At 67.4% G+C, this 23,943-nt stretch carries 20 protein-coding genes; 4 read left to right on the top strand and 16 right to left on the bottom strand.

Annotation, left to right across the window (positions count from 1 at the left end):
* Nucleotide 1: 1 nt before the first annotated feature.
* The 14 genes from CYJ10_RS01280 to CYJ10_RS01225 form a co-directional block, all read right to left on the bottom strand.
* Nucleotides 2-1,057, bottom strand: a complete 1,056-nt coding sequence (locus CYJ10_RS01280) for a transglutaminase family protein (RefSeq protein ID WP_101679770.1) — start codon at nt 1,055-1,057, stop codon at nt 2-4.
* Complete coding sequence (locus CYJ10_RS01275) at nt 1,054-3,765, bottom strand: circularly permuted type 2 ATP-grasp protein (protein WP_101679769.1); 2,712 nt, start codon at nt 3,763-3,765, stop codon at nt 1,054-1,056. Before CYJ10_RS01275 ends, CYJ10_RS01280 begins: the two co-directional genes overlap by 4 nt.
* Nucleotides 3,766-3,821: 56 nt before the next feature.
* Nucleotides 3,822-7,259: a transglutaminase family protein gene (locus CYJ10_RS01270; protein WP_101679768.1), complete on the bottom strand. Its 3,438-nt coding sequence runs from the start codon at nt 7,257-7,259 to the stop codon at nt 3,822-3,824.
* Between the two features lie 106 nt (nt 7,260-7,365).
* Nucleotides 7,366-8,064 carry a tetratricopeptide repeat protein gene (locus CYJ10_RS01265; protein WP_101679767.1) on the bottom strand — a complete coding sequence of 233 codons (699 nt, stop codon included), beginning with the start codon at nt 8,062-8,064 and terminating at the stop codon, nt 7,366-7,368.
* 230 nt (nt 8,065-8,294) lie between these two features.
* A complete protein-coding gene (locus tag CYJ10_RS35145; protein WP_219621409.1) occupies nt 8,295-8,390 on the bottom strand; it encodes a hypothetical protein in 96 nt (31 codons plus the stop codon).
* A 3-nt stretch (nt 8,391-8,393) separates the two neighbouring features.
* Nucleotides 8,394-9,206, bottom strand: a complete 813-nt coding sequence (locus CYJ10_RS01260) for a hypothetical protein (protein WP_146001983.1) — start codon at nt 9,204-9,206, stop codon at nt 8,394-8,396.
* Nucleotides 9,207-9,423: 217 nt separating this feature from the next.
* Entirely contained in the window at nt 9,424-10,119 is a 696-nt protein-coding gene (gene kdpE, locus CYJ10_RS01255) for a two-component system response regulator KdpE (protein WP_101679765.1), read from the bottom strand.
* A gap of 1 nt (nt 10,120) precedes the next feature.
* Nucleotides 10,121-12,979: a sensor histidine kinase gene (locus CYJ10_RS01250; RefSeq protein WP_101679764.1), complete on the bottom strand. Its 2,859-nt coding sequence runs from the start codon at nt 12,977-12,979 to the stop codon at nt 10,121-10,123.
* Nucleotides 12,980-13,165: 186 nt separating this feature from the next.
* Nucleotides 13,166-13,783, bottom strand: coding sequence for a potassium-transporting ATPase subunit KdpC (gene kdpC, locus CYJ10_RS01245; RefSeq protein WP_101679763.1), 618 nt, complete (start codon nt 13,781-13,783; stop codon nt 13,166-13,168).
* 15 nt (nt 13,784-13,798) lie between these two features.
* Nucleotides 13,799-16,036, bottom strand: coding sequence for a potassium-transporting ATPase subunit KdpB (kdpB, locus tag CYJ10_RS01240; protein ID WP_101679762.1), 2,238 nt, complete (start codon nt 16,034-16,036; stop codon nt 13,799-13,801).
* Nucleotides 16,037-16,051: 15 nt separating this feature from the next.
* On the bottom strand, nt 16,052-17,896 hold the full coding sequence (gene kdpA, locus CYJ10_RS01235) for a potassium-transporting ATPase subunit KdpA (RefSeq protein WP_101679761.1): 1,845 nt from the start codon (nt 17,894-17,896) through the stop codon (nt 16,052-16,054).
* The gene (gene kdpF / locus CYJ10_RS01230) at nt 17,896-17,985 is read right to left on the bottom strand and encodes a K(+)-transporting ATPase subunit F (RefSeq protein ID WP_092600435.1); all 90 of its coding nucleotides are present in this window, start codon (nt 17,983-17,985) and stop codon (nt 17,896-17,898) included. The genes kdpA and kdpF overlap by 1 nt, the downstream gene beginning before the upstream one ends.
* Nucleotides 17,985-18,155: a hypothetical protein gene (locus CYJ10_RS34010; protein WP_180862816.1), complete on the bottom strand. Its 171-nt coding sequence runs from the start codon at nt 18,153-18,155 to the stop codon at nt 17,985-17,987. Before CYJ10_RS34010 ends, kdpF begins: the two co-directional genes overlap by 1 nt.
* A gap of 194 nt (nt 18,156-18,349) precedes the next feature.
* On the bottom strand, nt 18,350-19,321 hold the full coding sequence (locus tag CYJ10_RS01225) for a magnesium and cobalt transport protein CorA (protein ID WP_101679760.1): 972 nt from the start codon (nt 19,319-19,321) through the stop codon (nt 18,350-18,352).
* Between the two features lie 250 nt (nt 19,322-19,571).
* Here CYJ10_RS01225 and minC point away from each other — a divergent pair, with 250 nt between their 5' ends.
* The 4 genes from minC (at nt 19,572) to CYJ10_RS01205 (ending at nt 23,050) form a co-directional block, all read left to right on the top strand.
* Entirely contained in the window at nt 19,572-20,417 is an 846-nt protein-coding gene (gene minC, locus CYJ10_RS01220; protein WP_101679759.1) for a septum site-determining protein MinC, read from the top strand.
* A gap of 47 nt (nt 20,418-20,464) precedes the next feature.
* Nucleotides 20,465-21,277, top strand: coding sequence for a septum site-determining protein MinD (gene minD, locus CYJ10_RS01215; protein ID WP_101679758.1), 813 nt, complete (start codon nt 20,465-20,467; stop codon nt 21,275-21,277).
* Between the two features lie 17 nt (nt 21,278-21,294).
* On the top strand, nt 21,295-21,549 hold the full coding sequence (gene minE / locus CYJ10_RS01210) for a cell division topological specificity factor MinE (protein WP_008645119.1): 255 nt from the start codon (nt 21,295-21,297) through the stop codon (nt 21,547-21,549).
* A gap of 397 nt (nt 21,550-21,946) precedes the next feature.
* Nucleotides 21,947-23,050 (top strand): porin, encoded by a 1,104-nt coding sequence (locus CYJ10_RS01205; protein ID WP_101679757.1) that lies wholly within the window; start codon nt 21,947-21,949, stop codon nt 23,048-23,050.
* Nucleotides 23,051-23,054: 4 nt separating this feature from the next.
* On the opposite strand, the gene CYJ10_RS35065 is transcribed toward CYJ10_RS01205, so the two are convergent.
* Nucleotides 23,055-23,519 (bottom strand): response regulator transcription factor, encoded by a 465-nt coding sequence (locus tag CYJ10_RS35065; protein WP_308302927.1) that lies wholly within the window; start codon nt 23,517-23,519, stop codon nt 23,055-23,057.
* Nucleotides 23,441-23,848, bottom strand: coding sequence for a response regulator (locus tag CYJ10_RS35060; RefSeq protein WP_308302926.1), 408 nt, complete (start codon nt 23,846-23,848; stop codon nt 23,441-23,443). Before CYJ10_RS35060 ends, CYJ10_RS35065 begins: the two co-directional genes overlap by 79 nt.
* Nucleotides 23,849-23,943 lie beyond the last annotated feature (95 nt).

The raw sequence follows: 23,943 nt of genomic DNA, 5'->3' as shown, positions 1-23,943 counted from the left end.
ATCAGCTGCGCCCGGCGGGCACGTCGCGCTGGGCTGCGGGCGATCGCTCGGGGCAGAGGGACTCGGACTCGGCATCCATCACCGGTACCACGCTCACCTCCACCTCCACCGTGTGCTCGCCGCCGCCGACGATCACGCCGTGCAGCAGCGGCACGTCGCTGTAGTCGCGTGCGATGGCCAGGGTCACGTGGCGCGTGTCGGCCAGCACGTCGTTGGTGGGATCGAGATCGATCCAGCCGTTGGTGGGGCACCACACGCCGGCCCACGCGTGCGAGGCATCGGCACCCAGCAGGCGCGGCTCGCCCGGCGGCGGATCGGTGCACAAATAGCCGCTGACATAGCGCGCGGCCAGGCCGATGGAGCGCAGGCAGCCGATCATCACCTGCGCAAAGTCCTGGCAGACGCCGCTACGCAGCGCAAAGGCCTCCAGCGCGGGCGTATGCACTTCGGTGGTCTCGCCGTGGTACTCGAAGTCGGCGTGGATGCGATGCATCAGGTCGATGGCACCGGCCGCCACGGTCACACCCGGGGTGAAGCTGCGCCGCGCGTAGTCGCGCAGGTCGGCGTGCAGCGCCACGTTCGGCGACGCGTACGCGAATTCGGCCTCCGGATGGAACGGCTGGCCGGCTCGGTAGCGCAGCCGCTGGGCCGCCTCTTCCCACGGCATGCCTTGCGCGGGATCGAACGCGGCCCAGCGCGGCGTGAGCGTGACCGTACTGCAGGTGGTCAGGCGCATCGTCTCGTGCGGCACATCGAGCATGAAATGCAGCACGTTGTTGCCAAACGCATCGGTGCGCATGTGCTGGTGCGACGGGGCTGGCTCCACATCGGTCCGGTGCGCGCTCACGGCCTGCCACGGGTACGACGGCGGCGTCACCACGGCACGCTGCTGCGCATGCTCCACGGGCCAGGCGTACTGATACGTGGTGACGTGATGCACGTCGAGCGTGGTGGGCGTCGATGGCGGCTCAAGCGGCTCAAGCGGCTCGGGCAGCTCGGGCGACCCGGTCGACTCCGGCAGCGCCCGCGGCTCGGCCTTGCTCAGCGGATCGCTCATGGCAGGTCCGTTTCCGGCGCCACGCCGGCATGGCTGAAGTAGCGGCCGCCGATTTCTTCGGACAGCTTGGCCATGCGCCCGCCAAGCTGGTCGCACAGCGCCGCCAGCTTCGGGTAGCGATCCTTCTCGCGTACGCACAGCAGCGAGCGCGACGGCAGCGCCGTCGTCGGCGGCAGCAGTTCGGCCAGCGGCACGCGCGCTTGGGCCGTAGCGCCGGTTGGCAGTTGCGCGAGCTTGTCGCGCAGGCGGTCCAGCACGCCGTAGAGGCCGCGCGGGTTGGTCGGCTCCAGCACCAGCAGGTCGACCAGCGCCGCCACATCGGACCGCCCCGGAAACAGCGAGCGGTACGTCAGCGTGCTGTCGAACAGGTGCAACAGCATGTCGAAGCCGCTGCGCGACGCCAGCGCGCCGCTGCCCTCCGCCACCTCCAGAAACAGCGCCAGCGTGCCGAGCCGCTCGATATGGCGGCCGATAAAGACCAGCCGCCACGCTTCGTCGCGCGTCATGCGGTCGCCCTGCGCGCCGCTGATCGCGCCAAGCTGCATCGACAGATGCTCCAGCGCCACCAGCACCTTCGAGCGGTCGTAGGCCCCCTCGCCGTGGCCCGCCGTGCCAGCCTGGCATGCGGCATCGGCCATCGCATCCTGGAAGTCGTTGCGCGCGGCCAGAATCGTGCGCCAGTGGTCGTTCGACAACCGGTTGCGGATCTCGTTGGCGGCGCGGGCATGGCTGGCCAGCGTCGGCATCAGCCCCGTCACCGCGTGCGGATCAGCCAGCGTGGAGACCAGGCTGCGCTCGAACACGCGCAGCGACGCCTGCGGCGACGGGGTGTTCGGCGCCACCAGTCCGAACCACTGCGCCAGCAGGCCCAGCATGTTCAGCGTGCCCTCGTCGGTCTCGTCGTTCGATTCGATCGATCCCAGGATCTGGCGGCACACGCGCACCACGTTCTCGGCGCGCTCGGCATAGCGGCCAGCCCAGAACAGGTTCTCGGCGGCTCGGCTCGATACGGCCAGCGGCCGTGTCACCGCCGTCGTGCCCAGCGACGGCAGCGTGGTACGTGGCGACGGTGACGGTGGCGGGAATACCGACCCGGCGCGCGGCGACGGCATCAGCCCCTGTGCGGGCTGGTTCGACAGCACCCACGTGTCGGCGCTGGTGCCGCCAAGCTGCATCGATACGGCTTCCAGGTGCGGCGGCGCCAGCCGCGTGAAGCCGCCCGGCATGACCTGCCAGCCACCATTGCCATCGGCCACCGCGAACACGCGCAGCATGGCCGCACGCGAGCCGATCCTTCCGCCGCCCTTGTCGCCGGGCTCCCAGCAAGGCGTATGCGAGAGCGGCAATGGCGCCTGCAGCGTAAAGCGATCTGGCGTTTCGGCGATGCGGGCGCGCCAGGCATCGAGCGGCTGCAGCCCTCTCTCCATGCCCAGCAAGGCATCGGCCGGCGTGCGCGGATAGGTAGGCATCACGAAGGCTTCATCGAGCAGGCGCAGCGCGGCGTCCTGCGCGGCGGCCTCGCCGCACCACCAGCTCATGACCGACGGCAGCGCCAGCGGTTCATCCAGCAGGGCCTGCGCGATGCCGGGCAGGAACCCGTGGATGGCCGGCGACTCCAGGAAGCCCGACCCTGGCACGTTCGACACCACCACGTTGCCCGCGCGCATCGCCTCCAGCAGGCCGGGCACGCCGAGCATGGAATCGCTGCGCAGTTCCAGCGGATCGCAGAACACATCGTCGAGCCGGCGCAGGATCACGTCCACGCGCTCCAGCCCGCCGAATGTCTTCAGGTACACCACGTCGTTGCGCACGGTCAGGTCCTTGCCCTCGACCAGCGTGATGCCCAGGTAGCGGGCCAGGAACGTGTGCTCGAAGTAGGTCTCGTTGAACGGGCCCGGCGACAGCAGCACGATCTGCCGCCCTGTACCGACAACTGTGCCCGTCCCTGCGCCCGTACCCATGCCTGCGCTGGCGCCCTCTTCCGCCAGACCCACCGGCGCGGCGGGCGCGGCATGCGCCAGCGTCGAGATCAACTGCGCGAAGGCCGGCGGCAGGCGCCGCACGCGCAGTTCGCGAAACGCCTCGGCATACTGGCCCGAGATGATGAGCCGGTTTTCCAGCGCGTAGCCCATGCCCGACGGCGTCTCGGTGCGATGCGCGATGACCGTCCAGCCATCGTCGGTGTGCACTAGATCCACCGCGATGGTCTGCAGGAAGCTGCCGCCCGGCGGCTGGTAGCCCTTGAGCGGGCGCAGATAGCCGGGATGCCCGTAGACCAGCCCCGGCGGCAGCAGCCCGCGCCGCAGCAGGGTCTGCGGCCCGTAGATGTCGGCCAGCATGGCGTTGGCCAGCGTGGCGCGCTGGGTCACGCCGGCCTCGATCGCGGCCCAGTCGGCTTCGGACACCAGGAACGGGAATACCTCCAGCTGCCAGGCGCGCGCGCCGCCCTGGTCGGCGTAGACGTTGTACGTCACGCCGTTGTCGCGGATGCGGCGCGACACCGCCGCCGCATGGGCATTCAGCGCGGCGGGGCGGAGGTCGTCCAGGATGCCGAAGAAGCGCGCCCACGGTTCGCGCAGCGTGCCGTCGGGCAGGCGCAGTTCGTCGCGATGGCCATCGGGCACGGGCAGCGCCAGCCGGCCCGCCAAGGCGGCCGGGGCGTCGGCAAGATCCGATCCATCGAAAGGCAGCGACGACTGCAACGGCACGGCTGACGTTTCTCCTGTGGGCTGGGCACGCCGGACATGCCGGTTACGCCGGTGCACTACGCAATATCGCGCAGGTCCAGCGTGAACGGGAATTCCAGACTGCGGCGTGGCGGCGGCGCCACCGACCGCCCCGGCGTATGCCCGATCGCGAAGAACCGCGCCAGGCGACGACTTTCCGCCTCGTATGCATTGACCGGGAATGTCTGGTAATTACGGCCGCCCGGGTGCGAAACATGATACTGACAGCCGCCCAGGCTGCGGTCCATCCACGTATCCACCACGTCGAAGGTCAGCGGCGCGTGCGACGGGATGGTGGGATGCAGCGACGAAGGCGGCGCCCAGGCGCGATAGCGCACCCCGGCCACGAACTCGCCGGCCCGCCCGGTAGGCTGCAGCGGAATGGTCTGGCCGTTGACCGTGACCACGTGCCGGTTGTCGTTCATGCCCAGCACGCTGACCTCGATGCGTTCCACCGACGAATCGACATAGCGTACGTTGCCGCCGGGCGCACCCTCCTCGCCCATCACATGCCACGGCTCCAGCGCGGTGCGCAGCGTCAGCGACAGCCCCGCCACGTCGACCTCGCCCACGCGCGGGAAGCGGAACTCGAAATGCGGCGCGAACCAGCTCGACTCGAAGACAAAGCCGGCGGCGCGCATTTCGGCCAGCACATCGTCGAAATCCATCTGCACGAAGGTGCCAAGCATGAACCGGTCGTGCAGCGCGCTGCCCCAGCGCGTCAGCCGCGCCGTGTACGGCGTGCGCCAGAAGCGTGCCACCATCGCGCGCAGCAGCAGTTGCTGCACCAGGCTCATGCGCGCGTGCGGCGGCATCTCGAACGCGCGCAGTTCCAGCAGCCCCAGCCGGCCCGTGGGCCCGTCGGGCGAGTACAGCTTGTCGATGCAGAACTCGGAACGGTGCGTGTTGCCCGTCACGTCGACCAGCAGGTTGCGCAGGATGCGGTCGATCAGCCACGGCGGCACCTGGCCATTGCCCATCACCTCGCACAGGTCAAGCTGGCGGCGCAGTTCGTCGAACGCGATGTCCAGTTCGTAGACCTGGTCGTTGCGCGCCTCGTCCACGCGGGGCGCCTGGCTGGTCGGTCCGATGAACAGCCCCGAGAACAGGTACGACAGCGACGGATGGTTGAGCCAGTACGCGATCAGGCTGGCCAGCACGTCGGGTCGGCGCAGGAACGGGCTGTCGGCCGCCGTGGCGCCGCCCAGCACGAAGTGGTTGCCGCCGCCGGTGCCGGTGTGGCGCCCGTCGAGCATGAACTTCTCGGTGGACAGGTGCGTTTCGTGCGCGGCCTGGTACAGGTAGTCGGTGTGGTCCACCAGTTCCGGCCAGTTGGCGGCGGGATGGATGTTAACCTCGATCACGCCCGGGTCTGGCGTCACCTGCAGCAGCTTCAGACGCGGGTCGCGCGGAGGCGGATAACCTTCCAGCACGATCCTCACGCCCAGTTCGGCGGCGGTGGCTTCCACCTCCGACAGCAGCGCCAGGTAATCCTCCAGCACGGTCAGCGGCGGCATGAAGACATAGAGGATGCCGCGCTTGTCATCCATGGACTTGGCTTCGACGGCGGGGCCGGCGGCACGGCTTGGGTGGCGCACCTCCACGCAGAGCGCCGTGCGGATGGTGTCGCCGGCCGATTCTCCGCGCGCCGGCGCCATGGCCGGCGTGGCGAGCTTGCCACCCGGGCGTGGCTGGCCACGCGCTTCGGCCCGGCGTGCGGCCATTGCCGCCGGGCTGTAGGCGGCGGCCGGCGATTGCGCGCGCAGCGGCGCCGCCGTTGGCAGCGGCGAGCGGGGTGCGAACGGGTCCTGCTCGAATTGCCACGGGTAGTCGGCCTTCGACACCCACGGCAGCGAATCGAGCGGCAGCCGGTAACCCATCGGCGAATCGCCGGGCAGCAGGTACATGCGTTCGTCGCGCACGAACCAGCGGCTGGTCAGCCAGCCGCCGCCCTGACTATCGTCCTGACTGTCGCGCGCCAGCGGCAGCACGTAGCCGGTGACGCTGGACAGCCCGGCGTCGAACACGCGCCGCAGCCGGGTGCGCTCCATTTCGTCGTCGAGCTTCGCCTCGAACGGATCGACGTTGACGGGTAGCCGGCGCTCGCGCCACAGGTAGTACCAGACGTCCTCGTAGCCGGGCGTGACGGCGCTGGCGTCGAGCCCGAGCCGCCGCGCCAGCGTGTCGAGAAAGCGCTGGGCATCGGCCGGCGTGTAGTGGTCGAGCTGGCGCTCGTCGGCAAACAGCGATGGGTCCTGCCAGCAAGGCTGCCCATCGGCACGCCAGCAGATCGACAGCGCCCAGCGCGGCAACTGTTCGCCGGGATACCACTTGCCCTGGCCGAAATGCAGGAAGCCGCCTTCGCCGTAGCGCGCCCGCAACTTGTGCACCAGTTCGGTGGCCAGGCCGCGCTTGGTGGGCCCCAGCGCATCGGTGTTCCACTCGGCGCCGTCACGGTCGCGCGCGGCGACGAAGGTGGGCTCGCCGCCCATCGTCAACCGTACGTCGAGCGCCTGCAGCTGGCGGTCGACGGCCAGGCCGGCTGCGTCAATGGCCGTCCACTGCGCATCGGTATAGGGCTTGGTCACGCGCGGCGACTCGTAGATGCGCGCGATCGACATATGGTGCTCGAACGTCACCTCACACTCGTCCACCGCCCCGCTGACCGGCGCCGCGCTGCTGGGCTCCGGCGTGCAGGCCAGCGGAATATGGCCCTCGCCGGCCAGCAGCCCCGACGTGGGATCGAGCCCGATCCAGCCTGCGCCGGGCAGGTAGACCTCGCACCAGGCGTGCAGGTCGGTGAAATCGGCTTCGGCGCCCACCGGGCCATCCACGGCTTTCACATCGGGGGTCAGCTGCAGCAGATAGCCGGACACGAAGCGCGCGGCCAGCCCCAGATGCCGCAACGTCTGCACAAGCAGCCAACCGGTGTCGCGGCACGATCCCGACGCGTTTTCCAGCGTGGTCTCGGGCGACTGCACGCCCGGTTCCATGCGGATCAGGTAGCGGATCTCGCGCTGCAGCCGCTGGTTCAGGTCCACCAGGAAATCCAGCGTGGCACGCGGCGCGCGGTCGATGCTGTCGACAAAGGTGGAAAGGCGCGGCGTCAGCGGGTCTTTTGCCAGGTAGGGCGCGAGGTCGTGCGCCAGCCCGGCATCGTAGGCAAACGGAATCTTCTCGGCCGACGGCTCCAGGAAGAAATCGAACGGGTTGTAGACCGCCATCTCGGCGATCAGGTCCACCGTCACGCGGAATTCCGTGGTTTTCTCCGGAATCACCAGGCGGGCCAGGTAGTTCGAGAATGGGTCCTGCTGCCAGTTGACGAAATGCTGCACCGGTTCGATGCGCAGCGAGTAGGCCAGGATCGGCGTGCGGCAATGCGGTGCCGGACGCAGGCGTACAACCTGCGGCGACAACTGCACCGGACGGTCATAGCGGTAGTGTGTGACATGACTCAGCGCGACGTGCGTGACCACTGGCGACCCCCGGGGTTGTGTGTAGCGTCAGGCTTAGCAAGACTTGTACCGCCTGCCCGTTCCCTGCCGACGGGCGGCGGCCGGCAACCGCGCCGGCCGATATCTCCTACATCTGATTCTTCGCGCGCAGGCCTTCCTCCAGCAAGGACCGCAGCTTGGCCAGCGCGCCGGGATCGCCGTGCGACGCCGCCCGGGCGTACCAGATCTTGGCCTGCTCGATATCCTTGTCCACGATGCCCGGGTAGCCGCGCTCGTAGTAGCTGCCCACGATGTACTGCGCCCCGCCGTCGCCGGCGGCGGCCGCCTTCGAGTACCAGGTGAACGCCTTGCCGTAGTCCAGCGGCACGCCACGCCCCGTGAAGTAGTTGGTGGCCAGCGCCATCTGCGCCTGGATATGGCCGCCCTGCGCCGCGCGCTCATACCAGCGGTTGGCTTCCTCCAGCGACTTCGGCACCAGCTCGCCGCGCTCGTACAGATCCCCGAATGTGTACTGCGCATGTGTCATCTGGTTGTCGGCCGCGCGGCGCAGCCAGACCAGTGCTTCCTGGGGCTTGGCTGTCGTGCCTTCGCCACGCAGCAGCATCATTGCGTAATTGAACTGGGCCAGCCGGTTGCCTTTCTGCGCCGCCTCGGCGAAGCCCTTCAGCGCAGCATCGAAATGGCCAGCCTCGTAGGCAGTGACGGCTTCGCGGGTCTGGGCCTGGGCGGGAGCGGGGGGTTCGGCAGCCGCGTAGGCGTGCAAGCCGGCGACCGAGGCAAGCACCAGCAAGGCCAGACGGATCTTCGAGGCGACGGATGCGGGCATGGCGAAACTCCGAAGGCCGGCGGGGACGGTGCTGGACAGTGAGACGGTCAATTCAGTGTAGTTGGCTATCCATCGGCGCGCTTATTCACTTAAAGGATTTTGTTTACGATTGAATACGATTCAATATTCTTAGTATGAATACTATAAAAGGAAGCGTGTCGGCGCCCCGCCGATGGCACGCCATTGCGGGGCAGCACGCCAGTCAGAGAATCAGGCGTTTTCCAGTGCCGTCACGCGCGTGGCCAGCGCGGCGATCTGACCAGTTCCTGCTGAAGCTGTTCAAGATTCACCGCGTCGGTGCCTTGTGTCGCCGCCGCCACATTCACGATTTACCGCGTCCGCACGCCTTCGCGGCCAACCGACACCGCCATCGGACGATCGCAAACCGATTCATTGCCCAGCGCCACACCGTAATCCACATTGGCTCGTGCCTGGCTGCCCAGGGCGAGACTGAAGATCGCCGTGGCCGTCGAGCTGGTTCCCAGGGCAACGGCACCGGGCTGCGTGGCTTGCGACTTCGCCCCGATCGCATCGGCAAACAACGCGCTGGCGCTGAAATTCGATGCGATCGCCACGGCCTGCGAACCACTGACATAGCTCTGGTCGCCAATCGCGATGCCCCGTGCGGCGGATACCAGGGCCAGGCCCAGTGCGATCGAATTGGCTGCCGAGGCACCGGCCTTGGTGCCGATAGCGATAGCGTCGCCCGCGGTGGCCGCACTGGCCACGCCAATGGCAACGCTATAAGGCGCCGTCGCATTGGCCAGTTGCCCGAACGCCGTCGCGCTTTCGGCAACGGCGGCAGCCTTGATACCCACGGCCATGGTGTTGATGGCCGATGCCACGGTAGAACTGCCCAGCGCGGTACTTTTTTCGCCGATGGCGGCGCTTTGGGCACCGAGCGCCGTCGACCAGACGGCCGTGGCCGTCGCCTCCCGGCCCACCGCCGCGCTGTAGTTCCCGCCACTGTGGGCGCCCGTGCCGATCGCCAGGGTGTTGTGATCGCCATCCACCAGGGCCGTATCCCCAATGGCAATGGCGTTGGTGCCGGTGGCGGTTGCATCGGGGCCCGTGCTGTTGGCGCGGAAATATTGAACGCCTGCGGCCAGTGCGGCGGCCTGCTGAGATACGTTTTGTGTCATTGCGTCGCTCCAGAAGTCAGTTTCGGAATCGCCCTCGCGGTAGCTGGCGTGATCGCCCTGGCTGCCACGATGGCCATCCAATCCTTCCAAACTCGACGTACAGGGCCATGGAATCTGGTAGACCAGAACGGTTCCATCGCGCGACCGGGCGTCCTGTGATGGGTGCGCCCTGTCTCTCCGGCCTTCCTGCTTCTCCGGCCTTCCCAGCCTGCCCTACCTATCCCGCGAACCGGTATCCGACGCCCACCTCGGTCAGCAGGTGCACCGGCTGCGCGGGGTCCAGTTCCAGCTTGTGGCGCAGGTGTCCCATGTAGACACGCAGGTAGTGGCTGCTTTCCGAGTGGGCCGGCCCCCAGACCTCGCGCAGCAGTTCGCGATGGGTCATGACCTTGCCGCGATGGGCGATCAGCACCGCCAGCAGCCGGTATTCGATGGGGGTCAGATGCACCTGCGCGTCGCCGCGCGTGACCAGCCGGTTGGCCATGTCCACGCGGACATCGCCGAACGTGATCTGCGGCGTGCCCTGCGGGTTCGTCTTCGCGTGGCGGCGCAGCAGCACGCGCACGCGCGCCACCAGTTCGCCCACGCCGAACGGCTTGGTCAGGTAGTCGTCGGCACCGGCATCGAGCGCGGCGATCTTGTCGGCTTCGTCGGTGCGCGCGGACAGCACCAGCACCGGCACCTCCGTCCAGGTGCGCATTTCGCGGATCAGCGTCATGCCGTCGCCATCGGGCAGGCCCAGGTCCAGGATCACGATGTCCGGCTGGCGCGTGCCGGCGTCGATCAGGCCACGCTTGAGCGTGTCGGCCTCGTGCACTGTGCAGCCTTCGGCCTGCAGCGATTCACGCACGAAGCGGCGGATATGGGGTTCGTCCTCGACCAGCAACACGGTCGGCGAATAATCGAATGGCATCTCAGTGCGGATCAGGAAGGATGGCGTCGAGCGGTTCCGGCTCGACGGCGGGAGGATTGCCGCGCGGCAGCGCCAGCATGAAGCGTGCGCCGGGGCCGGCCGATTCCACCCAGATGCGGCCACCGTGGGCCTGCATAATGGCGTCGCACACGGCCAGCCCCAGGCCCACGCCGGCGGTAGCCGATTCGCGCTGGCCGCGCGTGAATTTCTCGAAGATGTGGCGCTCCTGGCCCGGCGCCACGCCGGGGCCTTCGTCCTCGACGACCAGGCGCACTTCGTCGTCCAGCAGCTCGCCGCGGATGCGCACCACGGTGCCGGGCGCGGTGTACTTGGCTGCGTTCTCCAGCAGGTTGCACAGCACGCGCTCCATCAGCACGCCGTCGCACTCCACCAGCGGCAGCGCGGACAGGTCGGTCACCTGCACGCGATGCGCCTTCAGTGCCTCGCGCATCGACGCCAGTGCCGCGCCCACCAGTTCCTCCAGCGATTGCCAGCCGCGCTGCAGCGACACGTCGTGCTGCTGTAGCCTGGCCATGTCGAGCAGGTTCACCACCATGGTGCGCATGCGCAGCGCCTGGCCGCGCATGGCGTCGACCGTCTCGGCCACGTCGCCTGCCAGCGGTGGCGTGGCCCGCTGCAGCGTCTCGGCCATGCCGATCAGCCCCGTCAGCGGCGTGCGCAGGTCGTGCGACACGGCGGCCAGCAGCGAGCTACGCAGCCGTTCCGATTCGATCGACACCAGCGCGCGCTGCGCCACTTCCACGTAGTGCAGCCGCTCGATGCCGATGGCGATCAGCGTGGTGAAGACATCGGCCTGGCGCCGCAGTTCGGGCTCGGCCAGCGCGTGCCAGGCGCGCGGCTCCACGGCCAGCACGCCACGCGTCTGCATCGGCGCCTTCAGCGGCAGGTAGAGCACCGTGCTGCCGGGCAGCGTATGGGTGCCTGTGCCGGCCGGTTGGCCATGGTCGAACACCCATTGCGCCAGCACCGTGTCGATGGCCTCGCCCTTGTCGGTCTTGTCAGCGTGCTCGGCCGGGGTGCCGCGCGTCATTGGCACCAGCCGCCCCTGCTCTGACACCAGGAAGAACGTCACATGCGCCTCGAACGCGGCGCGCATGAAGCGGCTGCCGATCTCGACCACCTGCTCCGTGGTCAGCGCGGCCGACAGTTCGCGGGCCAGTTCATACAGCGTGCGCGCATCGGTTTCGCGCCGCACGGCCACCTGCGCCTGCTCGCGCAGGCCAGCTGTCAGCTGACCGATGACGAGGCCGACCGTCAGCAGGACAAAGAACGTCAGCAGGTACTGCACATCGCTGACGGCAAACGACATCGTGGGCGCCACGAAGAAGAAATCGAACGCCGCCACCGCCAGCACCGATGCCAGCGCCGCCGGCCCCCGGCCATGGCGCAAGGCCACGCCAACCACGCCGGCCAGGAACAACATGGCGATGTTGACCAGGTCGAACCACGGACGCGCCAGCATCGACAGCCCCGTGGCACCGGCGCACCACACCAAGGCGAACGCGTAGTCGCGCCGGCGCGTGCGTGCCAGTTCGGCCCGAGCCTCGATGGCGGCCTGCGCCTCGGCATCGTCGTGGGGCGTCACCATCTGCGGCGCGCGCGGCCGCAGATCGGCACGCGTGGTGTCGGCGGCTACGCGGATCACGTCGATCTCGGGGCATCCGGCCGCCAGCGCATCGGCAAACGTCTGCCTGCCGATCAGCCGGTTGCCCGCGCCCACTACCGGCGACAACGCGCGCGCCAGCCACATGCGCGCCTGGTTCACCAGGCTGCCTTCGGCGTGCCAGTCGGTACGGGCGCGCCCCACCAGCACCTTGGTCAGGTTGTGGCGGCGCACGTAGCCCGCTACCGATTTGACCATGTCGTGTCCGGCCAGCGTCTCGGTGCGGGCGCCCAGTTCCTCGGCCAGTTGCATGGCCGCGCGCACGCGCACGCGAATGGGGTCGGCCAGCGGCATCAGCCGTGGCGTGGCGATGGTGACCACGTGCCAGTCGCAGTCGAGCTGGCTGGCCAGGCGCCGCGCGCTGCGCACCACCTGTTCGGCATCGTCGCCGGTGCCAATGCACGCCAGCACGGCCTCGCGCGTGCGCCAGACCGGCTGGATCGCCTCGGCATGGCGGTAGGCGCGCACGTCGTCATCGACGCGATCGGCGGTGCGGCGCAGCGCCAGTTCGCGCAGCGCGATCAGATTGCCCTTGCGGAAGAAATGGCGGGCCGCGTGGCGCGCCTGCTCGGGCAGGTACACCTTGCCTTCGCGCAGCCGGCGCAGCAGTTCGTCGGCGGGCAGGTCCACCAGCACCACTTCATCGGCGCCATCGAACACGGCGTCGGGCACGGTTTCCCAGACGCGCACGCCGGTGATGCCGCCCACGGCCTGGTTCAGGCTGTCCAGGTGCTGGACGTTGACCGTGGTCCAGACGTCGATGCCGGCGGCCTGCAGTTCCTGGATGTCCTGCCAGCGCTTGGGATGGCGGCTGCCCGCCGCGTTCGAGTGCGCGAGTTCGTCGACGAGCACCAGCGCAGGGCGCCGCGCCAGCGCGCCATCGAGATCGAACTCCTGCAGCACGCGGTCCCGATAGGGCACATCGCGCAGCGGCAGTCGCTCCAGGCCATCCACCAGCGATTCGGTTTCGGCGCGGCCGTGGGTTTCGACCACGCCGATCACCATGTCCACGCCCTGCTCGCGCAAGGCCCGCGCGGCCGCCAGCATGGCAAAGGTCTTGCCCACGCCGGCCGATGCACCAAAGTAGACCCGCAGCTTGCCGCGCGCGGCGCGCACGCCATCCGCCTGCATGCGTTGCAGCAGGGCGTCGGGGTCCGGGCGGGCGGTGTCAGTCATCGTGCGGGGATTGTGCCACGCAGGCAGGTCTTGTGTTTGCACGCGCCGGCCCTCTCCCCCGGCCCCTCTCCCGCCTGCGGGAAAGGAGAGACAACCAGCGGCATGTCGACTGCGGGGGGTGTGCTCCCCTCACCCGCCTGCGGGAGAGGGGCGGGGGAGAGGGTAAGCGCATCAACAACTACGCGTCTACTTCGCAGCATCCAGCGCCAGGTTCAGCTTCAGCACATTGACACCGGGCTCGCCCAGCACGCCAAGCCCCGGCCCTTCTGTGTTGACGGCGATCAGCGCGTCCACCTTCTGCTGCGCGATGCCACGCACCCGTGCCACGCGGGCGGCCTGGTACGCGGCTGCGGCCGGGCTGATATGCGGATCCAGCCCGCTACCCGACGCCGTGACCAGATCCACCGGCACCGGCGCATGGTTATCCGGGTCGGCCGCACGCAGCGCGTCGATGCGTGCGCGGGCCGCGTCGGTCAGCGCCGGGTTGGTCGGGCCCAGGTTCGAGCCCACCGACGCCGCGCCGTTGTACGGCATCGGCGCCGTGGCCGACAGGCGGCCCCAGAAGTATTTCGCGTCCGAGAACGGCTGGCCGATCAGCTCGGAGCCAACCACCTTGCCGTTCTGCACGATCAGCGACCCGGCGGCCTGGTGCGGAAACACCGCGCGAGCGATGCCGGTGACCACGCCCGGATAGAGCAGCCCCGTGACGATGGACAGGCCGACGAACACGGTAAACGCCGGGCGCAGCATGCCTGCCTGGCGTGCCGGTTCGGGCAGGGTATTGATTTGGGCTTGTGAAGACATTGCAGTTCTCCGTACTCAGATCCAGCCGAACATCGTCAGGAACAGGTCGATCAGCTTGATGCCGACAAACGGCACCAGGATGCCGCCCAGCCCGTATATCAGCAGGTTGCGGCGCAGCAGGATGGCGGCGCCCAGCGGGCGATACACCACGCCGCGCAGCGCCAGCGGAATCAGCGCCACGATGATCAGCGCGTTGAAGATCACGGCCGACATGATGGCCGACGCCGGCGTGGACAGATGCATCACGTTCAGCAGGTTCAGTTGCGGATACGTGGTGGCGAATGCCGCCGGGATGATCGCGAAATACTTGGCCACGTCGTTGGCCACGCTGAACGTGGTCAGCGATCCGCGCGTCATCAGCATCTGCTTGCCGATCTCGACGATCTCGATCAGCTTGGTCGGGTTGCTGTCCAGGTCGACCATGTTGCCGGCCTCGCGGGCGGCCTGCGTGCCGCTGTTCATGGCCACCGCTACGTCGGCCTGCGCCAGCGCGGGGGCGTCGTTGGTGCCGTCACCGGTCATCGCCACCAGGCGGCCCTGCGCCTGGTATTCGCGGATCAGCGCCAGCTTGGCTTCGGGCGTGGCTTCGGCCAGGAAGTCGTCGACGCCGGCTTCGGCCGCGATCGATGCCGCCGTCAGGCGGTTGTCGCCGGTGATCATCACGGTGCGGATGCCCATCTTGCGCAGTTCGCCAAAGCGCTCGCGGATGCCGGTCTTGACGATGTCCTTGAGCTCGACCACGCCCAGCACGCGCACGCTGTCCTCGGTGCCTTCGGACAGCGCCTCGGCCACCACCAGGGGCGTGCTGCCGGCGCGTGCCACATCGTCGACGGCCTGCATGACCGCCTCGGGGAACTTGCCGGCGCGCTCGGTCACGTAGCGGCGCACCGCATCGGCCGCGCCCTTGCGCACGCTGCGCACGACGTTGCCTTGCGCCACATCGACGCCGCTCATGCGCGTCTGCGCGGTGAACGGCACGAAGACCGGTGCGGCCAACCCGCGCGTGCCCATCTCCGGCGCGGTCACGCCCGGTTGCTGGCGCGCCAGCGCGACGATGCTGCGGCCTTCGGGCGTTTCATCGGCCAGCGACGACAGCCAGGCGGCCTCGGCCAGCTGGCGTTCGTTCACGCCCGGAGCGCAGATAAAGCGTGCAGCCTGGCGATTGCCGTGCGTGATCGTGCCGGTCTTGTCCAGCAGCAGCACGTCGACGTCGCCGGCGGCCTCCACCGCGCGGCCCGACGTGGCGATCACGTTGGCTTCCATCATGCGGCTCATGCCGGCCACGCCGATGGCCGAGAGCAGGCCGCCGATCGTCGTCGGGATCAGGCATACAAGCAGCGCCACCAGCACCGTCACCGATACCGGCACGCCGGCCTTGGTCACCAGCACGGCGTACAGCGAGTACGGCTGCAGCGTGGCGGTGGCCAGCAGCAGCACCAGCGTCAGCCCCACCAGCAGGATCGTCAGCGCCAGTTCGTTCGGCGTCTTCTGGCGCTTGGCGCCTTCGACCATGCTGATCATGCGGTCGATGAAGCTTTCGCCGGGATTGGTCGTGATGCGGACCACGATCCAGTCGGACAGCACGCGCGTGCCGCCCGTGACCGACGAGAAGTCGCCCCCCGATTCGCGGATCACCGGGGCCGATTCACCCGTGATGGCGCTTTCGTCGACTGACGCCACGCCTTCGATGACCTCGCCGTCACCAGGAATCATCTCGCCGGCTTCGACCAGCACGATGTCACCGCGACGCAGATCGGTGGCGATCACCGGCTCGGTGGCACCGGGGGCGCGCGCATCGCCGCGCCCCCGACGCACCACGCGCGCCATGGTGGTGGTCTTGAGCCCACGCAGCGCGGCGGCCTGCTGTTTGCTGCGGCCTTCGGCCAGGGCTTCGGCAAAGTTGGCGAACAGCACCGTGAACCACAGCCAGACGGCAACGGCCAGGATGAAGCCCGCGGACTCACCGCCATGCACCGGGCTGAGCCAGGCACGCAGGAACAGGATCGTCGTCAGGATGCTGCCCGCGTAGACCACGAACATCACGGGATTGCGCAGCTGCGCACGCGGCGTGAGCTTGCGCAGCGCATCGAGCATGGCCGGCTTGACCAGTTCGGGCGAGAACATGCCGCGCGCGGGGCGTGGGTGATGCGGCACGCCGCCGCTGACCGCCGTGGTGGTGGCGTTGGGGGCCGTACCGGTGGGACGCGACGGCGCGGCCGGGGTGTTACGCGTCGCCGGGGATTGTTGTTGCATGAGAATCTCCGCGAATTACTTGGCTGCCGCCGCAACGGCGGCGGGCTGCAGTTGTTCTGCGACCGGGCCCAGCGCCAGCGCGGGCACGTAGGTCAATGCGCCAACCAGCAGGACCGAACCCACCAGCAGCACCACGAACAGCGGGCCGTGCGTGGGCATCGTGCCTGACGTGGCCGGCGTGCGACGCTTGGCGGCCAGCGATCCGGCCATGGCCAGCACCGGTACGATGATCCAGAAGCGGCCGAACCACATCGCCGCGGCCAGCAGCACGTTGTAGAACGGCGTGTTGGCGGACAGTCCGGCAAAGGCGCTGCCGTTGTTGTTGGCCGCCGACGACAGCGCGTACAGGATTTCCGAGAAGCCGTGCGTGCCCGGGTTGAACACCCCGGCGCGGCCCGGTTCGGCCATCACCGCGATGGCCGTGCCGACCAGCACCAGCAGCGGCGTGACCAGGATGGCCACGGCGGCCATCTTCATCTCGTAGGCCTCGATCTTCTTGCCCAGGTACTCGGGCGTGCGGCCGATCATCAGGCCCGCGATAAAGACCGCCAGCACCGCGTAGACCAGCATGCCGTACAGGCCGGATCCCACGCCGCCAAAGACCACCTCGCCCAACTGCATCAGCAGCATCGGCACCAGGCCGCCGATGGCGGTGAACGAGTCGTGCATGGCGTTCACGGCGCCGCACGACGCGGCCGTGGTGATCGTCGCAAACAGCGCGCTGGCCGAGATGCCGAAGCGCACCTCCTTGCCTTCCATGTTGCCGCCGGCCTGCAGCGCCGACGCGACATGGTCAACCGGCAGCGCCGACAGCGCGGCGTTGACCTGCAGTTCGGACGCCATCGCCGCCAGCGCCATCACCACGAAGATCACGGTCATCGACGCAATCACGGCCACGCCCTGGCGCCGGTCCCGGACCATCTCGCCAAACGTGAAGCACAGCGCGGCGGGGATCAGGAAGATGGCCAGCATCTCGATCAGGTTCGCCAGGGGCGTCGGGTTCTCGAACGGATGGGCCGAGTTGGCGTTGAAGAAACCGCCACCGTTGGTGCCCAGCATCTTGATTGCCTCCTGCGACGCCACCGGACCCATGGCCAGTGTCTGCGTGGCAGTCTTCGCGTCCTCGGTAACGGGCTTGCCTTCGCGGTCCAGCACGGGCTGCCCGGTCGCGTCGACCTTGGGCTGCGTGTATTCCACGGCCGACACCAGCGACACATCCTTGTAGCTGTCGAAGTTCTGGATCACGCCCTGGCCCACCAGCGCCACGGCCATGACGATCGACAGGGGCAGCAGCACATACAGCGTGCTGCGCACCATATCGACCCAGAAGTTGCCGATGGTCTGCGCGCTGTGGCGGGCAAAGCCGCGGATCAGCGCGAATACCACCGCGATGCCGGTGGCCGCCGAGACGAAGTTCTGCACCGTCAGCGCCAGCATCTGGGTCAGGTAGCTCATCGTGGACTCACCGGCATAGCCCTGCCAGTTGGTGTTGGCCACGAAGCTGATGGCGGTGTTGAACGACGAATCGGGCGACACCGCGCCAAACCCCTGCGGGTTCAGCGGCAGCACGCCTTGCAGCCGCTGGATGGCGTACACGGCAATCACGCCGATCACGTTGAACACGATCACGGCGACGGCGTACTGCTTCCAGCCCATTTCGGCATCGGCGCGCACGCCGGCCAGGCGGTACAGCCCGCGTTCGAGCGGACGGCCCCATGCCGTCAGCACATAATTGCCCTCTTCGAGGGCCCGGCGCATGTAGCGGCCCAGGAACGGGCCCACCACGAAGAGCACGGCAAGGAACAGCACAAGCAGCCCCAGGAACTGGGAAGAGATCGGGGAGAAGGTTGACGTAGGCATCAGAATTTCTCCGGCCGGAACAGTGCTACGAGCAGATAGATGAAGATGGCGACGGCCAGGCCGCCGCTAAGCAGGTCGGTCCAGTCCATCAAAGCCTCCGGTCGGTTGCCGAATGCTTGGGCTGGCCAGGCTTCGTGCCGGTGTCATCGGCGCCGCCGCGACCAGCGGGCAGGTTCGCGCCCAGCGCGGCGCACAGGGCCAGCAGCGCGCCCGTCAACGCGCCGAAGGCCAGCAATACGAGGAAATAGATCCCGTCCATGATGTGTGTGCAGGCGGGGCGCCTGCAGAGTGATTCACGGATAGGAGGTTAGGGATCGGGGGGTAAAAACGGGGTAGAGAGGCGGAGGGGGGGTGTAAACGAAATATAAAAATGACCGAAATGTGTCCAAGCGTGGATCGGCTTTCGCCCCTCTTCCGTGCGGGAGAGGGGCGCTCATTACGGCTGCCTGCGGCCTAGATCCAGCCGGCCCGGTGCAGCTTGCGCCAGAGCAGCCCGCAGGCCGTCACGGTGAAGCCGATCACCGCCGGATACGCGTAGTGCCACTTCAACTCGGGCATGAAGCTGAAGTTCATGCCGTACAGCGAAAACACCACCGTCGGCACGGCCAGGATGGCGCCCCACCCGGCCAGGCGCTTGACCACCTCGTTCTGGGTCACGGTCACCAGCGCCAGGTTGACCTGCACGGCCGTGGTCAGCATCTCGCGCACCACGTCCAGCGATCGCACGATGCGGCTGCAGTGATCCTCGATGTCGCGGAAGTAGGCCCGCAGTTCCTTGGGCACCAGGTCTTCATGCAACCGGATCAGCTGGCCGCACATATCCTCCACCGGATACACGGCATTGCGCAGCCGCAGCACCTGGTGTTTGACGTGGTAGAGCCGCTGGATGGCCTCGCGGTCGAACTCGTCCCGGAAAATGCCCTGCTCCAGCTGCTCGAAGGTGTCCTCCAGCCGCGTGAGGATGGGCAGGTAATGGTCGACCACGAAGTCCATCAGCGCGTACAGCACGTAGCCAGGGCCGTTGGCCAGCCCGTGCGGATCTTCCTCGCAGCGCTCGCGCACCGGCGCATAGGTAGAACTGGCGCCGTGGCGCACCGACACCACGTAGTTCGGGCCGACGAACAGGTGGGTCTCGCCCACCACCACCTCCTCGCCCACCAGCTGCACGGTGTTGAGCACCACGAACACCGAATCGCCGTAGGTTTCGAGCTTGGGCCGCTGATGGGCGTCCAGCGCGTCTTCCACGGCCAGGTCATGCAGCCCGAACGCCTGCTGCACGCGGCGCAGCAGCGTCAGATCGGGCTCGTGCAGGCCCAGCCAGACGAACGTGCCCGGTTCCGTCAGCACCTGGCCGATATCGGCGAAATCCACCTTGCCCAGCTTCTTGCCATTGCGATAGGCCGCACAGTTAACGATGGCGCCCATGGCTCCTCCGCTTTCAAGATGCGCAATCGTAACAAGGGCAGGACAACCGTGCGATAGGCGTTGCTCTGACATCAGGGTGTACCCGAACGCGGCCCCATATCGATACCCATACCGCCCGGCCCGCCACATGCGCGCGCCCTTGCGCGGGGCATATGGTCCGCATGGTCCACCCCCGGCATGCGCACCAAGATTTGTTACAGTTCCCGAGAAATCCGACGTTAGAATGTCCCATTTCCACGGTCACCCGGCTATGTCTCAGAAGAAATCGCCACGTTTCGAGCTGCGCAGTGGCAATGTCGACGCCCTCCTTCTCGCCCTGCAGACCGCGGACATGGACGCGCTGCGGGATGACCTCCTCTCCCGCTTTGAATCGACCCCCGATTTCTTCTCCGACGATGTGGTAGCGCTGGACCTGCGCCGCCTGGACGGCGACAGCGCGCTGGCGCTGGACCGCGTGATCGACACCCTTTCCGCCCTGAATGCCCGCGCCATCGGCGTGGTGGCGCGCCCCGACCAGCGCGGCTGGGCGGGCGGCTTCGGGCTGCCGCTGCTGGACAGCCAGAGCCGGCGCGGCGGCCGTGACGACGCCGCCCGGGACAAGCCGGACGCCGAAAACGGTTCCGAACGGGCCGCCGAAGGCGCACCGGCCGACACCATCCCGGCCGCCAGCGGCGCCGAATCGGGTACGGCCAAGGACAGCGCATCGGAAATCGCCGAAATCATGGCCGCCGCCAACGCCGCGGCCGCCACGCCGCGTGCCATTCCCACGCTGCTGATCGACAAGCCGCTGCGCTCGGGCCAGCAGGTGTACGCGCAGGGCGACGTGGTGATCCTGGACCTGGTCAGCTATGGCGCCGAGGTCATCGCCGAAGGCAACATCCATATCTACGCCCCGCTGCGCGGCCGTGCGCTGGCGGGCGTCAAGGGCAACCCGGACGCGCGCATCTTCTGCACGTGCATGGAGCCCGAACTGATTTCCATCGCCGGCATCTACCGGACGGCCGAGCAGACGCTCCCGGCCGACGTGCTCGGCAAATCGGCCCAGGTACGCCTGGCCGACGAAAAACTGATTCTCGAACCGCTGCGGATGAAATGACCGCCGCGCCCATCACGACGAACCACTTTCATACCGGACCAAGAGCCATGGCAAAAATCATCGTAGTGACCTCCGGCAAGGGAGGCGTCGGCAAGACCACCACCAGCGCGAGCTTCGCCGCCGGCCTGGCCCTGCGTGGCCACAAGACTGCCGTGATCGATTTCGACGTCGGCCTGCGCAACCTAGACCTGATTATGGGTTGCGAGCGCCGCGTGGTGTATGACCTGATCAACGTGGTGCAGGGTGAAGCCAACCTGCACCAGGCGCTGATCAAGGACAAGAAGTGCGAGAACCTGTTCATCCTGCCGGCGTCGCAGACGCGCGACAAGGAAGCGCTGACGCGCGAGGGCGTGGAAAAGGTCATCAACGACCTGAAGGCCATGGACTTCGAGTTCATCGTCTGCGATTCGCCGGCCGGCATCGAGACCGGCGCGCTGATGGCCATGTACTTTGCCGACGAGGCGCTGATCGTCACCAACCCTGAAGTCTCGTCGGTACGTGACTCGGACCGCATCCTGGGCATCCTGGCGTCGAAGACCAAGCGCGCCAGCGAAGGCGAGACCATCAAGGAACACCTGCTGATCACGCGCTACAACCCCAAGCGCGTGCATGGTGGCGAGATGCTGTCGCTGACCGACATCCAGGAAATCCTGCGCATTAAGCTGATTGGCGTGGTGCCGGAATCGGAAGCCGTGCTGCATGCTTCCAACCAGGGCACGCCGGCCATCCACCTGGAAGGCACCGACGTGGCCGACGCCTACGGCGACGTGGTGGACCGCTTCCTGGGCAAGGACAAGCCGCTGCGTTTCACTGACTACCAGAAGCCGGGCCTGCTCTCGCGCATCTTCGGCAACAAGTAAAAGGAGGGCTCATCCATATGTCGATCCTGTCCTTCCTGCTCGGGGAGAAGAAAAAGTCTGCGTCGGTCGCGAAAGAGCGGCTGCAGATCATCCTCGCCCACGAGCGGTCCGGCCATTCGGCGCCGGCCGACTACCTGCCGGCCCTGCAGCGCGAGCTGGTGGCCGTCATCTCGAAGTACGTGAAGATCAGCGACCAGGATCTGCGCGTGAGCCTTGAGCGCCAGGACAACCTGGAAGTGCTCGAGGTCAAGATCGAGATTCCGCAGGCCTGACCGCTACGGCGCCGGCCGATGCCGGCGCCGTAGCCCTGCCCATCCCCATCGAGGGATAACCCTTCCCCACGTTCGTTGGGGATTTCGCAGCGCAGCAACCGCCCCGCGTGGCGGTTGTGCCGCGTGCTGCATGTCGCCTCCTTTCCTGCTCTCCGCCTGACTTGCACCGCCCTGGCGCATGGTGCCTTGCACCAATTCGTGGGTCTCCCGGCGTTGTGTAGCGGCAAACCAACGGATTTGCACCAAATGTCTTCTTGGCACGCGCCTGCGGTTCGGATTTATGTCCGAAACATCCGCCTTTTGTTAAATTTTCGCGGCGTTTAGTGCAAACGTTATCCACAAAGACGGACGCGCCGTGATCCGGGGCGATCCGACCACAAGACAGAAAAGGAGCACCATGAAGAAATCGCTACTGACCCTCGCAATTGGTTCGCTGTGCGCCGGCAGCGCGTTCGCGCAAACGTCGGTGACGCTGTACGGTATCGTTGACAACAGCCTTCACTACACCACCAATGCCGACGCCCAGAATCACGGCCAACTGGCCGTGGACAGTGGTGCGATCACGCAGAGCCGTTGGGGTATCAAGGGCGCGGAAGCCCTGGGCAACAACCTGAAGGCGATCTTCCAGCTGGAAAACGGCTTCAACGGCGACAACGGCACGATGAGCTCGGCGGGTCAGATCTTCAACCGTCAAGCCTACGTTGGCCTGGCCGGCGACTTCGGCTCGGTCAAGCTGGGCCGCCAGTACACCGAAGGGTTTAACTTCTTCGGCGACTACGATCCGCTGACCATCGGTAACTACAACGGCAACTCGTGGATGTACTACAGCCTCACGCAGCTGCGTCGCAACAATGTGATCAGCTACAGCGGCTCGTTTAGCGGCCTGGACGTCGGTCTGAGCTACGGCTTCGGCGAAACCCCGGGCAGCTTCACGAAGGCCAGCGGTTCGGGCGCCAGCACGAACTCGCCGTACTTCGGCGCACGCGTGGCCTACAACTGGGGTCCCCTGGGTGTGGGCGGTGTATACCAGGAAATCCGTGACACCAACGGCAACAAGCAGCAAATGTGGGGCGCTGCCGGTAAGTACACGTACGGTCCGGCCAAGTTCTTCCTGGGCTACATCGGCGGCAAGGACAAGACCGGCGTGATCGACGGCATCCTTAACGCGGGCAGCACCACCAACCCGGTTCCGCCCGGTGGCAACGCGCTGGCCAACCCGCGCAAGGACACGCTGGGTTACATCGGTGTAACGTACAACGTCACCCCGGCCCTGGCCCTGACCGGCGCGTTCTACGGCGACTACGTCCAGAACAAGAACGGCATCAACGACGCCAGCGGCCGCCGCTACACGGGTGCATTCATTGCAGAGTACTCGCTGTCGAAGCGCACGCAATTGTACGGTGCTGCGGACTTCAACAAGGTTTCGGGCGCCACCACGACCGAACTGCCGGGTCGCAACAACCAGACCAGCTTCGGCCTGGGCATGCGTCACATTTTCTGATCGGTCACTCGATCGGCTGTACTGGGAAAGGCACCTTCGGGTGCCTTTTTTTTCGTCCGGTGTCCGCTTGCGCCGGTGCCTCGCGGCACGCCCCCTCCTCCAGCAGTTCCAGCCGGTAGCCGTAGGGGTAGACCGGCACCACGCGTACCCCGTTTTCATCCCACAGCCCGAGCTTGTTGCGCGCGTGCGAGATATGCGTGTCGATGGTGCGCGACAGCGGCGAGAACTCGCGCGCCCAGACCGCCGTCACCATGTGGTCGCGCGGCACCACGCGGTTGGCGTTGCGGAACATCAGCAGCGCCAGGTCGAATTCCTTGGGTGTGAGCGGCACCAGCGCGCCGTCGCGCGTGGTCTGGTGCGTCACGATGTCGAACGCGTAGCGGCCCCACGTCAGGCGGTATTCGTCGCGCTGGCGCATATCGGGATAGACCCGTCGCAGCAGCGCCTGGATGCGCGCGGACAGTTCCACCGACCGGATCGGCTTGACCAAGTAGTCGTCGGCCCTGCGGCCAGCGCCGCCGCGATGTCGGCCTCGGCCTGGCGCCGGGCCACGAACATCACCGGCAGGCGCGGGTCCAGGTGCGTGCGCACCCAGTGCAGCACCTCAAGGCCCGACACCTGCGGTACATCCCAGTCCAGCAGCAGGTCGAAGGCCACCTTGCGCAACGTCAGCAACATGCGTCGGCCGTCGGTGAAGGTCACGCACTCATGGCCCGCGCCGGTCACGATGGCGCGGATCATCGCCGCCTGGGCGCTGTCGTTTTCCAGTGAAGCCACCCTCAGTCCTGTCTTGGTCATGCGTCGTCGCGCCCCCGCTCCGGGGCGCCGTTGAATGAGTCCGACGACCATTGGATGCGGAGTCGCGCACAAACCCTATAAGACGATGCTCATTT

Origin of the sequence: Cupriavidus pauculus (assembly GCF_002858765.1) — a bacterium.
Classification (GTDB): domain Bacteria; phylum Pseudomonadota; class Gammaproteobacteria; order Burkholderiales; family Burkholderiaceae; genus Cupriavidus; species Cupriavidus pauculus_B.
The sequence above is the reverse complement of the archived record's forward strand: the minus strand, read 5'-3'. Positions and strand labels throughout refer to the sequence as shown.

Bases quoted from the DNA above. Each gene is read 5' to 3' on its own strand.
- kdpE (WP_101679765.1), bottom strand. From the start codon at position 10,119: ATGCCATTCGATTATTCGCCGACCGTGTTGCTGGTCGAGGACGAACCC.
- CYJ10_RS34010 (WP_180862816.1), bottom strand. From the start codon at position 18,155: ATGGACGGGATCTATTTCCTCGTATTGCTGGCCTTCGGCGCGTTGACG.
- kdpC (WP_101679763.1), bottom strand. From the start codon at position 13,783: ATGTCTTCACAAGCCCAAATCAATACCCTGCCCGAACCGGCACGCCAG.
- minE (WP_008645119.1), top strand. From the start codon at position 21,295: ATGTCGATCCTGTCCTTCCTGCTCGGGGAGAAGAAAAAGTCTGCGTCG.
- CYJ10_RS01205 (WP_101679757.1), top strand. From the start codon at position 21,947: ATGAAGAAATCGCTACTGACCCTCGCAATTGGTTCGCTGTGCGCCGGC.
- kdpA (WP_101679761.1), bottom strand. From the start codon at position 17,896: ATGCCTACGTCAACCTTCTCCCCGATCTCTTCCCAGTTCCTGGGGCTG.
- CYJ10_RS01280 (WP_101679770.1), bottom strand. From the start codon at position 1,057: ATGAGCGATCCGCTGAGCAAGGCCGAGCCGCGGGCGCTGCCGGAGTCG.
- kdpB (WP_101679762.1), bottom strand. From the start codon at position 16,036: ATGCAACAACAATCCCCGGCGACGCGTAACACCCCGGCCGCGCCGTCG.
- CYJ10_RS01225 (WP_101679760.1), bottom strand. From the start codon at position 19,321: ATGGGCGCCATCGTTAACTGTGCGGCCTATCGCAATGGCAAGAAGCTG.
- CYJ10_RS35060 (WP_308302926.1), bottom strand. From the start codon at position 23,848: ATGACCAAGACAGGACTGAGGGTGGCTTCACTGGAAAACGACAGCGCC.
- kdpF (WP_092600435.1), bottom strand. From the start codon at position 17,985: ATGGACTGGACCGACCTGCTTAGCGGCGGCCTGGCCGTCGCCATCTTC.
- CYJ10_RS01260 (WP_146001983.1), bottom strand. From the start codon at position 9,206: ATGACACAAAACGTATCTCAGCAGGCCGCCGCACTGGCCGCAGGCGTT.
- minC (WP_101679759.1), top strand. From the start codon at position 19,572: ATGTCTCAGAAGAAATCGCCACGTTTCGAGCTGCGCAGTGGCAATGTC.
- CYJ10_RS01265 (WP_101679767.1), bottom strand. From the start codon at position 8,064: ATGCCCGCATCCGTCGCCTCGAAGATCCGTCTGGCCTTGCTGGTGCTT.
- CYJ10_RS01250 (WP_101679764.1), bottom strand. From the start codon at position 12,979: ATGACTGACACCGCCCGCCCGGACCCCGACGCCCTGCTGCAACGCATG.
- minD (WP_101679758.1), top strand. From the start codon at position 20,465: ATGGCAAAAATCATCGTAGTGACCTCCGGCAAGGGAGGCGTCGGCAAG.